Genomic DNA, 12,756 nt, shown 5'->3' with positions numbered 1-12,756 from the left:
GTGCATTGGTAGTTTTTATTTCGCGTACTTTCTGAAAACTTTACTGTAGTTATCATTAAAGTTGATCAGATCTATATTTTTAAAAGATATTTTTCTGGGTTTTTTATTGATTCTGCCCGCGGGATCGTAGTTGTTGATCATCACCGATTTTTCATTAACTTCTAAGATCTCGCCAATTGAAAATAAGTCTTCTTTATTTTTTTTACTTTCAACAATACAGTGGAAGTTTTGCTTTTTAATTGATTTAAAAAGAGATTCCGCACTTTCTAAACTGGTTTTGTCAATAATATCCTGATTAAAATGAACCAGATCCTCATCCAGATAAATGGCTTTGGAAACCTTGTCATACTTATTGTGACGAACACTTCTTACTTTTTTATAGGGAACTATTTTGATGCCTGCCAATGAAAAGTCATACGTTTCTTCAATCATCAGGAAATCGTCAGATAATTTAACCGGAAATCCGAATATTGCAGAATCGTTATCAAGAGTGATCTTAACAAAACTAGTATTCTTGATATGTTTTTGAATAAGATTTTTAAATGCTTTTTCAGTTAAATCTTTTCCCATGTCCTATTAAATTTATAAAATATTCACTTCCCGTTCAAGCTCTATTCCGAACTTTTCTTTTACGGAATGAATAATTTCAGTGGAAAAATCGAAAATTTCTTTTCCGGTGGCATTTCCAGTGGCATTCACGATGACCAGTGCCTGAAGTCGATGTGAAGCGACGTTGCCCAATTGTTTTCCTTTCCATCCGCATTGCTCGATCAGCCATCCCGCAGGTACTTTTACCCAGTCTCCGTTGGGATATCCGGGGATATTTTCAAATTTCTTTTTTAATTCTTCAAACTGTACCAAAGGGATTGTAGGGTTTTTAAAAAAACTTCCCGCATTTCCGGTTTCTTTGGGATCCGGCAGTTTGCTCTGTCTGATGCTGATGACTGCTTTGGAAACATCCTGAATAGTAGGGTGGGTAATTCCCGAGTTTTCCAGTTCAGCTTTTATCGCTCCGTATTCCGTTTTGATGAGGTGATCCTTTTTTGTCAATTTAAAACTGACTTCCAAAATAACATATCTTCCTTTCCCTTTCTGCTTGAAAATAGAATCCCTATAGCCGAAATGGCACTCTTCAAGACTGAATGTTCCAATCTCCAGATTTTCAAGGTCTAAAACCATACAGCTTACAAAAATATCTTTGATCTCAGTTCCGTACGCTCCGATATTCTGCATCGGCGAAGTCCCTACATTTCCCGGAATTAAAGAAAGATTTTCCAGTCCGCCATAATTTTTCTGCAGACTGTACATCACAAATTCATGCCAGTTTTCTCCTGCTTTTGCCGTTACCAGAACCTCATTTTCATTAAGATCTTTTTCCTCAATTCCTTTTAAGCTGAGTTTAATAACAAGTCCGTCAAAGTCTTTTGTCAGAAGGATATTGCTTCCGCCGCCCAAAAATAAAACCGAAAGACTGTGCTCTTTAGAATAGCTGATGGCATTCTTCAGTTCCTCAATCGTTTGTACTTCAGTAAAATATTTTGCTTTGGCATCAACACCAAATGTATTGTAAGGCTTTAAGGAAAAATTTTCTTGCATAATATTATTGATATTCTGTTGGAAGAATAAGGTTGAGTTGTTCTTTAAACTGCTTCAGTTGCCCGTAACGCAGCGTGTCCGCATATGAATTTACGTAAATATGAGACTTTTTAGGAGTCCTGATCTGGAAAGTCTCGTCAATGCCATCTACAGACTGCTTGCTCGGAGAACTTTGGATTTCATCAAGATCTTTGATTTTAATCGGAGAGATCAGATTTTTCCAGGTTTGTGGGCTGATGGCGGAGTGCCATTCTTTGTGAGTCCGGCGATCCGCAACGCCCTGTTCGGCATGGATGGAATCCTTTGTGACTTTGATGATTTTATAATCTCCCTGCTCGCCTCCTATATTCGATAAACTGATAAAAGTGATCTCATTGGAGTTGGGACGGGTATTAGGATCGGGTTCCTTTTTTCCGTCACAGGAAAAAAATGCCGGCAGCAAAAACATAGAAAACAGAATTTTCAGGTGAGTGTTTTTTATTGCCGGCATCATAGGTTGTATTTTATAGACTGAATTCTTCTCTGTATTTTTTAAGAGCATCCTTAAGAATCTCTGTACTTCTTTTCAAATCTTCCTCTTTCAATACATACGCAATTCTTACCTGTTTTTTTCCTAATTCAGGATCGCTGTAGAAACCTCCTGCAGGAGCTACCATGATCGTTTCCTTGTTAAGAGCGTATTTTTCCAGAAGCCATTGTGCAAATTTCTCAGTATCATCTACCGGAAGCTCAGCTACGCAGTAGAAAGCTCCTCTAGGCTTAGGGCAGATTACCCCCGGAATAGCATTAAGAAGATCTACCAGTATATTTCTTCTGTGTGTATATTCTTCTCTTACGGCTCTGATGTAGGCTCCGTCATTCTGGTGTGCCGCTGTTGCTGCAATCTGGCCTAGAAGAACCGGGCTCAGTCTTGCCTGTGCAAAAAGCATAGCTGCATCATGAATTTTTTTAGAACGGGTCACCATACATCCGATTCTTACTCCGCACATAGAATAACGCTTGGATTCCGAATCAATGATGATACAGTTGTTGCTCAGTTCAGGGAAGTCAAGCATAGATACCTGCTGCTTTCCGTCATAAACATATTCTCTGTATACTTCGTCTGAAATAATAACGATATCGTATTTCAAAGCGATTTCTGCCAGCTGCTGAAGCTCCTCACGGGTATAAAGATATCCGGTAGGGTTACCAGGGTTACAGATCACAATCGCTCTGGTTTTTTCTGTAATTTTTTTCTCAAATTCTTCAATCGGAGGTAGAGCAAAACCTGTATCAATAGTAGACGGAACCGCTACCACATGTACGTTGAATGTACTGGTGAACCCGTTGTAGTTTGCATAGTAAGGCTCAGGGATAATTACCTCGTCGCCGTCGTCACACAAAGTGGAAATCGCAAAGTTCAACGCTTCGGAGCCTCCGTTGGTTACAATGAAGTTATCAGGTGTTAAGTCTGAGAAACCCAGTGTGTGATAATACTCTGTAAGGGCCTTTCTGTATTCTATATTACCTTCAGAAAGTGCATATTCTAATACTTTAAGATCAATGTTCTTTAAAGCATTTAAAGCGGTTTCCGGTGTTTCAATATCAGGCTGTCCGATATTGAGGTGATATACTTTTATTCCCTGTTGTTTAGCTTTTAAAGCGTAAGGAACCAGTTTTCTTACCGGCGATGGCGGCATATGCTGTGCTCTGTTTGAAATATTCGGCATTGTTCAAAAAATTTGTAAGGCAAAAATAGGATTTAATTTCTCAATAATAAAATAACCTGATATGCATTTTGAGTGCTTTTTAATTGTTTGGAAAATCAGCAAATTAAAATTGATTGTTAACTATTCTTTTGATGGCAAACCTATTCATTTTTATTTATGCTTTATTCTGGCCGTCAGATTGTTGAAGAATACCAGCTATTCGAGATTGATGATACGTTAAAATGATCGAAATTGTTAAAATAATACATTAAAATGTGAATAAAATATTTGGCCAGAAAATAAATTTTCAATATGGATAAATGTGTTGATAATTTAATGTTTTTGATAAATGTTTAATTATTTAATAAAAATATCTGTTTTATATTGTATTTTTTATTAAATTTCGACGCTAATAGAAAATAATTATGAAAACAAAATTACCATTGAGAGTTCTACCTGGTATAGCTCTTCTTGCAGCCTCATTAATGGGTGCTCAAAATTTTCAGACCATGCCGGTACAGTCCGGATACACAGCAGACGTTATTGCTAATGATGTAGGTTCGGCATTATCATCTACCACAGAAGATGTTGACGGCGTGTCTTTCGCTTTTGTAGCTCGGGATTTTAAACTTACCGCCAGCAGTACAGCTCTTACTTACGGTCTTCCGGCTAACGGAATTATTAATTCTGCAGTAGCTTCTACTCCGGGACTGAGTTTTAAATTGGGAGATCTGTATGGAAACAACTCTCTAAAAATTTCCAGCAATACGGCAGGCAGCAATACAGGAACTCTGTCTTTTGTGACCCCTGTTTCTGCTTTTAAAGTATATATGCTTTCTACAGGAGGAAGTGGAGCATGTACAGTGAATGTAACAGTCAATTTTACAGATAATACTTCTCAGGTGTTTTCAGGAGTGAGTATTTCTGACTGGTACGGCGGAAGTAGTTATGCTATTCAGGGAATCGGAAGAATCAATAGAACGAATAATACCCTAGAACCGAATTCTACCAATCCCAGATTGTATCAGACTGCTTTAAATATTGATGCGGCCAATCAGACGAAAGCCATTCAAAGTATTTCGGTAGCCAAAGTAAGCGGAACCGGAATTGCTAATATTTTTGCTTTTTCAGCTGATGTTTATACAGATTGTGTAGCACCTACACTTCAGCCTGTAGGGACGGTGACTTCAAGTTCTGCTCAGGTATCATGGACAGTCCCAGCCAGTGTTCAGGCGGCAAGCTATGATATTTACTACAGTACAAGCAATACGGCACCTACAGCTACAACAACTCCCAACCATCCCGGAGTTACAGGAACATCATTCACCATTCCAGGTTTATCACCAAGCACCGTATATTATTATTGGGTAAGAAGCAACTGTAGTACGGCAACGGCTCAGAGCGGTTGGTCGTTCTCCGGAACATTTACCACTTTGTGCGGGACTATAGTTCCATCATACACCAATAACTTCGCCAGTTTTCCGGGTACATGCTGGGCAGCAGGACTCTCAGGAGGAACTCCGGCTACAGGCCCTTCCGGAACTACAGCTTATTGGGGAGCAGGAGGGTTTTTAGGAACCGGATCCAGCGGATCTGCTACCATCAACCTATATTCCACCAACAGAGCAGGCTGGCTTAAAACATCCGCATTTAATCTTTCTGCAGGTTCATACAGAGTGAAATTTGATTACGGGGTAGCCGCTTATCTGAGCACCAATGCTTCAGCAATGGGATCTGATGATGTTGTTCACTTTTTAGTTTCCAATGACGGAGGAACTACCTGGACCATCCTGCAAACATGGAATCAGGGCAATGCTCCTACGAATACATCCACCCAATATGTTTATAATTTAACGGGGTACAACAGTGCGAATACCGTATTTGCTTTCTATGGAAGCGACGGGGCCGTAAACGATGATCCTGATTATAACTTTTATGTAGACAATTTTACGGTTGAAAGTTCTCAGTTGAGCACTTCAGAAGTGAAAAAAGAAGCGAAAAAAGTAACCGTTCATCCAAACCCGTTCAAAGATATCCTGTATATTTCGGACACTAGAGAAGTGAAATCGGTATCTGTAAGTGAAGTTTCCGGCAGAATAGTGAAAACCTTTACCGGAGATACGAAAGAACTTAATCTGAGTACATTGAATGCAGGTTTATATTTTGTAACCATTTATTTCAAAGACGGATCACAGTCTACTGTGAAAACAGTCAAAAAATAATTTTTTTAACGACAATAAAGTTGGGCGGCAGTACATTTTTGTACTGCTGCTTTTTTATGGATAAAATTTTAAATGAAAATATCCGTAAAATTTATTATTTTGGAAGAAATAAAAATTGACCGAACATGCAAATTCCAGCTGACTCCGTTGCCGATTATATCTCAAAAATTCCTGAGGAAAGACAGGAAGTATTCAGAAAACTGTTTGATACCGTTACGAAAAGTCTCCCGAAAGGCTTTCAGGAAGGTGTCAGTTATGGCATGGTAGGATGGGATGTTCCCCTGGAAACGTATCCCGCTGGCTATCACTGTACGCCGGGATCACCGCTGCCATTTATGGGGCTGGCTTCACAAAAGAACTTTATAGCACTTTATCATATGGGGATGTATGCGGATCCTGAATTACTGGAATGGTTTGTTGCAGAATATCCGAAACACTCAAAAAGAAAACTGGATATGGGAAAATCTTGTGTCCGGTTCAAAAAAATAGATGATATTCCTTTTGAACTTATTGCCGAAGTCAGTAAAAAAATGACAGTAGAAAACTGGATCAGTATCTATGAATCTCAGTTTAAAAAGCAAAAAGAGCCTACCTCAAAAAAGAAATAGACTCTATCAAGACATTATAATATTATCCACAATCATCTGTGCTCATCCGTGAAATTCGTGGTTAAAAAAAATCCAACCAAAAAAGGATACACAATCATTTGCACAAATATTAAAAAATTAGAAAAACCTCCATCAGAAATCAATATCCCACATACCCGTTTTCCTCTCCAGCTCTACAAGAGCCACCGCATTGTCAGCCAGCACCTCAATATAACGCTGTCTGATATCATTATAAGTTCTCTGTGCATTCAAGACCTCCAGAATAGAACTTTCCCCTCTTTGATAACTGTAACTGATGCCCTCAAGAATACTTTTAGCCTCTGAAAGCATTCCGTTGTCAAACTGCTTCAGCTGTTTCTGTGTAGCCTCATACTGCTGATAGGCTTGTGTAACTTCTGTCCGGACGCTGTTTTCAATCTGTTTATATTCAGTTTCGGCCTGCATGCGCCCTATTTCTGCTATTTTCAGATCTGCATTTCTTCGGTTCGAAAATTTCAGAGGAATACTGGCTCCCAATTTTACGGCATTCACAGCTGGTGACGGTGCAATTTCGTTGGTGGCCCATGTATTGTGTTCAGCTCCCGCGCTCAGCCCGAGGTCTATAACCCGCTTGGCTTTTTCAAGCTGTACAAGACTGGCTGCCGTATGAATATTTTGCTTTGAGGCAAGAAGATCTGTTCTGTGGTTAACGGCCTGTATAATAAGATCCTCAAAACTGAAATCTCTGTTGAAAGCTTTGAAATCACCGCTGATATCACTTTCCTCCGGATCGGTTCCCAAAAAAATAGAAAGTGCGGAAAATGCTTGTCTGCTGCTGCTTTCCGCCACATAAAGGTCATTAAGTAAAGAAGAAGCTTCCAGCCTGCTCTGTTTGGAAGTGACAAGTGAAATAGCTCCCAGTCTGTATCTGATGCTGTCGGATTTGGCGAGCCGATCCATACTGAGGTAAGAATCCCTCTGAACTTCCGCAAGAGATTTTGTTTTTAAAGCCTCAATATAACTCAGAGAAGCATCTGCAATCAGATTTCTGAGAAAGTCCTGCAACTGAAGTTGTGTGTATTCAGCCTGTTGTTTTGCTACTCCTATTCTGGCTTTTCTTTTCTTTCCCAGTTCGAGAGTCCAGCTTAATGAAGTTCCTATTGTATACCCCATTTTTTTTGAAACACCATTGTCGGAAGTTTCCATTTCAATTTGCGGATCAGGAAAAATTCCAGCAGTAAGTATAGCTGCATCAGCCATGTTCACATTATACTTCTGAGCTGTATAACTGAGATTTTTTTCCCGAACCTGATTGAGATAGGAGGAAAAACTTAATGATTCCTTTTCCTGGGCTTTTAAAGTACAATGAAAAGATACAGCCGTGAATAGGATAAAAATGATTTTAAATTTCATCTGATGTTAATTTTTTTTGGTCAAAACGATATTCTGCGAGATAATAGATCGCGGGAAGGATAAATAAGGTAAGAAGGGTAGAGAACATGAGACCGTACACAATTACAGTCGCTAAAGGTCTCTGTACATCAGACCCGATTCCGGTGGCTAATGAAGCAGGGAATAACCCTATCACGGCAACAGAAGCAGTCATCAGTACAGGTCTGAAGCGGTCTTCTGCTCCTTTGATCACCGAAGTTTTTAGATCGAAACCTTCTTTTCTGAGTGTATTCATATGAGACACCATAATGACTCCGTTCTGCACGGCTACTCCGAAAAGCGCAATAAAACCTACTGCAGAAGAAACATTTAAAGTCATACCCCGGACATTCAATGCTAGCATCCCCCCGAATAAAGCAAGAGGAATAATGCTCATCAGAACCAGTGCCTGTCTGAAATTTCCGAAGGCTCCGTAAAGCAGGAGAAACATGGCAGACAATGCCAGAGGAACGATAAAAGCCAACCGGGAATAAGCCCTGTTTTTATTTTCAAACTGTCCGCCCCATTTAATCTGGTATTTTTGATGATCGTAGCGGATATCTTTTTCAATCGTATCCTGGGCTTCCTTCAGAAACGAAGAAAGATCCCGGTCTCTCAAATTCAGTTTTACGGTAAGGTGTCTTTTATTCATTTCGCGGGTAATGGTACTTTCTCCGGTACTCAATTTAATTTCGGCAACTTGGGAAAGAGGTATTTTAGCTCCTGAAGCTGAAGTCAGCATTAGATTTCCTACCTTATCCGGAGTATTGCGGCTGTTTTCTGCATACCGGCAGGAAATATCATACACCTTATTCCCGATGAAAATCTGTGAAATAGCCTTTCCACCCAAAGCGGTTTCAATGAGATCCGCCACATCGGCAACATTCAGTCCGTACTGGGCGATCTTATCCCGGTCTGCAATAATCTGCAGTTGAGGAAGAGGCGGTTCCTGGTCAATGGCAAGATCAGTAGATCCCGGAATGGTTTTTAAAGTGGAAAGAATCTGTTCTGCAATTTTTCTGGTTCCTTTAAAATCATCGCCGTATACTTTTACCACAAGCTCACTGTGAGCTCCCGAGATTTTGTCCATCACTCCGTCAATCATCGGCTGGGAAAACCCTACCGAAAATCCGGGCATATTTTTATAATCATCGGCAAGCTCTCTGATAAGATCGGCTTTGGTTTTTCCGGATGCCCATTCTTTGTAAGGTTTTATCCCGACAGAAACCTCAAAATGGGAAGCGGTCCACGGATCGGTACCGTCGTCATTTCTTCCGGCCTGCACCATAACGTAAGTGATTTCAGAGTGTTTCATGGTCTGTGCACGCAGAGAATTGCTCATTTCCTTTGCTTTGTCTAATGAAATTCCGGGAGGAAGCTGTACCTGAAGCCATATAGAACCCTCATCCAGCTCCGGCAGGAAATCTTTTCCCACGAAATAGGAAAACAATCCGGCAGAAAAAAGAATAATGCCGGCAGGAAGGAGTACTTTCTTGGGAGCTTGAATGATTTTATTAATTCTTTTACCATAAAAATCACTTATTCTTTCCAGCCATCGGTTATGGAATATTTTCTGAGGCTTTTTATAAATCACATAAGCCAGCCCGGGAATTAAGATCAATGCCGCAGCCAATGCGCCCAGTAGCGCGTACCCGATCGTAAAAGCCATTGGCGTAAAAAGCTTTTTTTCTACCCTTTCAAAAGCGAACAGCGGAAGATAAGCCGTAATGATAATAATGGTGGAAAAGAAAATAGGTTTCGCTATTTCAGTGGCTCTCTGAATGATGCTTTTTTCTTCCAGCTCCTTTTCAGGATGCTCTTCTCTCTTTTTTAAAATACCTTCCAGCATGACGATGGATCCGTCTACAATAATTCCGAAGTCTATGGCTCCTAATGAAAGCAGATTGGCAGGAATATGGGTAAAATGCATCAGAATAAATGCAATAAGCAGGGACAAAGGAATGGTGATCGCTACAAGCAGTGCTCCTCTCCAGCTTCCCAGAAATACAATCAGAATAATAATGACCAAAACAATGCCTTCCGTTAAAGTATGGGTTACCGTAGTCAGGGTTGTATTGACCAGATCGGTCCGGTCCAGATAAGGATGAATTTTTACCCCGGCAGGAAGAATGTGGCTGTTCAGTTCTTCAATGGCTTGATGAACATCCTTTAAAACCACAGAAGGATTCTGCCCTTTTAAGAGAAGAACAATGCCTCCGGTGCTTTCATTATAATTCCGGTTTCTGTCAGTATAACCCAGAATTCCCTTTCTTTCAAGATTTCCGTATTTCAGGGTACCTACATCATGTAAAAATACAGGAACTCCTTTTTCGGTTTTAATCACAATTTTGCCCAGATCATCCAGATCTTTGATCAACCCGATTCCACGCACTACGTAAGCAAGATCACCCCGTGGGAGCATACTTCCTCCGGCATTACTGTTGTTTTTGGTGATGGTTTCCGTGACTTCAGATAAAGACAATCCATACTGATCCAGCTTTTGAGGATCCAGTTCAATCTGAAACTGGGTGGTAATTCCTCCAAAGTTTGTCACATCCGCAATGCCTGTCACTTGCTTGATTCTTGGGATAATAACGAAATTCTGCAGATCTGTAAGTTCTCTCAGGCTTTGTCCGTTGCCTTCAATGATATAGCGGTAGATTTCTCCCACCGGAGAGGTTAAAGGATCGAGGCCGGGCTGTGCATTATAAGGAAGCTCAGCTTCTGAAAGTCTTTCCTGAATACGCTGTCTTGCCCAGTAATCATCAACACCATCATCAAACACCATAGTGATCATGGAGAGTCCGAAGGTACTTTTACTTCGCATAATATGCATTCCCGGAAGGCCGTTGAGTGATCTTTCCAAAGGAATCGTTATTTGTTGCTCTACTTCTTCGGTAGCCAGTCCCGGAACCTGAGTTACTACCTGTGAAGTGGTATCGGCAATATCCGGATAGGCTTCCACGGAAAGTTTTGTCCAGGAATAATATCCGAAAATGCCTAAGAGTAAGAAAAGGGCAAGCATAAGCCATCTCTTCTGTATAGAGAGTGTGAGTAATTTTTTCATAAGATTGATTTAATGGTCCGGAAATGTTCTTAGCTGTTGATCTATTCCGGATTTTTGAAAGCTTATTATTTTGTGTCAGGCATATAAATTCCACCCTGGGTCATAATGATATCTCCCGGTTTGAGCCCTGAAGTGATTCTGATTGTTTTCTCGTAAGTACTGCCGGGGCTGACGATCTGTTTTACAAATTCATTCCTACCCGTTTTTATCCAGACATACTGATGATCTCCTTCCTGCATCAATGCGCCAGAAGGAATAACCACTGCTTTTTCTGTGCCTGCGGAATAAGTAACGGCAGCAAACATTCCTGGTTTTAATTTTCTTTGCGGATTGTCACACTGGATAAGAACTTTTATGCTTCGGGTTTCTTCATCCACAAGCTCACTGATATGGTATACTTTCCCGGTAATTTCCATATCCGGATAGGTATTTACTTTTACGGATACAGGATCTCCCGGACTTATAAACCGGATGTCTTTTTCTTTCACGGCACCTGTGATCCAGACTTTTGAAAGTTCAGCGATGATGACTACCGGCTCCGAATCTTCTTTCAGATATTGTCCGCTAACAATTCTGTTGGAAATAATTTCTCCACTGATTGGCGCTTTAATAATATAGGTGCCTCCTGAACCTTTACTGTTATAAGCATTTAAAGTAGAAGCGGCATTGGCGAGAGAGGTCTTTTTATTTTTATATTCGGTTTCGGTTTCTTCCAGCTCTTTTTGAATACCGACCCCATGTTTTACGAGATCCTGCTGGCGTTTATAGTTTTTTTCGGCAAGCCGGGCATCATTTAAAGCATCAGAATACTCTTTCTGAACAGAAGAATATCCGGGAGAAAGGATTTCGAAAACAGGACTTCCTGCTTTTACGCTCTGCCCGATATTCACAAAAGACCTGATCACTCTTCCGGAAAACGGACTGGCTATTTCCGCATAATTATTGGGAATGGTTTCTATGGTCCCGGCTGAGATAATGCTGTTGCTGTATTCCTGCTCCGAAACGGTTTCTGTAATGATTTTTTTTAATACAGGGTCGTTGTCTGCTATGATAACATGGTTTTTCCGGATGATGAACGTCTCTTTCTGCTGAGGTTCTGTTTTCTTCTCGTGACATGATAAAAAGAAAGGTAATATGAAGAAGGTTTTCATACAGCACATATGAGTAAGGATAAGTTTGTTTTTGAGAGTCATTTTACTTGGATTTTTAAGTTTATAAATCGTTTTCACTTCCGATGATTTCCCAGCTTACCTTAGTGATTTTATCTTCAAGGGTAAGCCTGCTGACGGCTTTCTCTATCATGCTGTCCTGTGGTGAAGAGGAATATACTTCTGCAGAAATCACAATATTTTCCGGGGTTTCAGTATCGTCGCTGGTAAGGGATTTCAAAAGAATCTGGTCTGTAGAATTGAAAGACTGCATCAGCAATACTCTTGCGTGATTTTCAATTTCAGTCCTGCATTTAATAGTGATAAGATATTCGGAAGTGCTGGTGCGGATGGTAGGTGAACCCAATGTTTTCCCCAAAGGACGCAGCACGGTGTGGGTTAAGATAATAAGCCCTGCTGTCAATCCCGCTTCGGTTACAAAACCCAATGCAGCCAGTGAACCTACAGACGCAGAACACCATAAAGTTGCAGCAGTATTCAGCCCGCGAACAGTAAGACCGTCTTTCATAATAACACCGCCGCCGAGGAAACCGATGCCGCTGACAATGTATGATGCTATTCTTCCTGTAGCGTCGCCCCCGATTTTGAGAGATAATAAAACAAATGCTGCCGATCCTAAGCAGACCAGTGTATTGGTTCTTAGGCCCGCATTTTTCTGATGCCACTGTCTTTCAAAACCAATAGCTGTACCCAAAACAAGAGCGGTAGATAAGCGGATCGCAAATTCTAATGTAGTCATAACTTTTTCTTTTTTGCAGGCCTTTATCAGGCATACAGAATAAGCATGCTCAGAAAAGCCCTATGATTGGTAAGAATGTGAAGGATCTGAATCCATAGTTTGAATTATTTTGCTGCAAAGGTAAATGTAACGGCTGTGGGAAGTCGTTAGAGATGTTTTAGAAAATGATTAGAATTCTATTAGAGAAGTTAGAAGTTAGAAGTTAGAAGTTAGAAGTGGCGCGATGAATTGTAGAGATAAGGTTCACCATTCATCAT

General features: G+C 40.5%; 10 protein-coding genes. 2 read left to right on the top strand and 8 right to left on the bottom strand.

Features of this window, described 5'->3' with window-relative positions; genetic code table 11:
- Window positions 1-15: 15 nt before the first annotated feature.
- From ACM46_RS07660 to ACM46_RS07645, 4 genes are read right to left on the bottom strand one after another with little or no spacing between them, the layout of a single operon-like run.
- On the bottom strand, window positions 16-570 hold the full coding sequence (locus tag ACM46_RS07660) for a hypothetical protein (protein WP_048506036.1): 555 nt from the start codon (window positions 568-570) through the stop codon (window positions 16-18).
- A gap of 12 nt (window positions 571-582) precedes the next feature.
- A complete protein-coding gene (gene murB / locus ACM46_RS07655; RefSeq protein WP_048506035.1) occupies window positions 583-1,596 on the bottom strand; it encodes a UDP-N-acetylmuramate dehydrogenase in 1,014 nt (337 codons plus the stop codon).
- Between the two features lie 4 nt (window positions 1,597-1,600).
- Window positions 1,601-2,089 (bottom strand): hypothetical protein, encoded by a 489-nt coding sequence (locus ACM46_RS07650; RefSeq protein WP_241485979.1) that lies wholly within the window; start codon window positions 2,087-2,089, stop codon window positions 1,601-1,603.
- A 10-nt stretch (window positions 2,090-2,099) separates the two neighbouring features.
- Window positions 2,100-3,305, bottom strand: a complete 1,206-nt coding sequence (locus ACM46_RS07645) for a pyridoxal phosphate-dependent aminotransferase (RefSeq protein WP_048506034.1) — start codon at window positions 3,303-3,305, stop codon at window positions 2,100-2,102.
- A 404-nt stretch (window positions 3,306-3,709) separates the two neighbouring features.
- Between ACM46_RS07645 and ACM46_RS07640 the strand changes: the two genes are divergently transcribed.
- Together ACM46_RS07640 and ACM46_RS07635 are read left to right on the top strand one after the other, a co-directional pair.
- The gene (locus ACM46_RS07640) at window positions 3,710-5,506 is read left to right on the top strand and encodes a T9SS type A sorting domain-containing protein (protein WP_048506033.1); all 1,797 of its coding nucleotides are present in this window, start codon (window positions 3,710-3,712) and stop codon (window positions 5,504-5,506) included.
- Between the two features lie 125 nt (window positions 5,507-5,631).
- Window positions 5,632-6,114, top strand: a complete 483-nt coding sequence (locus ACM46_RS07635) for a DUF1801 domain-containing protein (RefSeq protein WP_048506032.1) — start codon at window positions 5,632-5,634, stop codon at window positions 6,112-6,114.
- A 132-nt stretch (window positions 6,115-6,246) separates the two neighbouring features.
- Here the strand turns inward: ACM46_RS07635 and ACM46_RS07630 are convergent, their stop codons facing one another.
- From ACM46_RS07630 to ACM46_RS07615, 4 genes are all read right to left on the bottom strand, one after another.
- Complete coding sequence (locus ACM46_RS07630; protein ID WP_048506031.1) at window positions 6,247-7,506, bottom strand: TolC family protein; 1,260 nt, start codon at window positions 7,504-7,506, stop codon at window positions 6,247-6,249.
- On the bottom strand, window positions 7,496-10,591 hold the full coding sequence (locus ACM46_RS07625) for an efflux RND transporter permease subunit (protein ID WP_048506030.1): 3,096 nt from the start codon (window positions 10,589-10,591) through the stop codon (window positions 7,496-7,498). Before ACM46_RS07625 ends, ACM46_RS07630 begins: the two co-directional genes overlap by 11 nt.
- Window positions 10,592-10,656: 65 nt before the next feature.
- Window positions 10,657-11,784 carry an efflux RND transporter periplasmic adaptor subunit gene (locus ACM46_RS07620; RefSeq protein WP_241485978.1) on the bottom strand — a complete coding sequence of 376 codons (1,128 nt, stop codon included), beginning with the start codon at window positions 11,782-11,784 and terminating at the stop codon, window positions 10,657-10,659.
- A gap of 19 nt (window positions 11,785-11,803) precedes the next feature.
- Window positions 11,804-12,499, bottom strand: coding sequence for an MgtC/SapB family protein (locus tag ACM46_RS07615; protein WP_048506029.1), 696 nt, complete (start codon window positions 12,497-12,499; stop codon window positions 11,804-11,806).
- Window positions 12,500-12,756 lie beyond the last annotated feature (257 nt).

The sequence above is a fragment of the Chryseobacterium angstadtii genome (genome assembly GCF_001045465.1).
Classification (GTDB): domain Bacteria; phylum Bacteroidota; class Bacteroidia; order Flavobacteriales; family Weeksellaceae; genus Chryseobacterium; species Chryseobacterium angstadtii.
The sequence above is the reverse complement of the archived record's forward strand: the minus strand, read 5'-3'. Positions and strand labels throughout refer to the sequence as shown.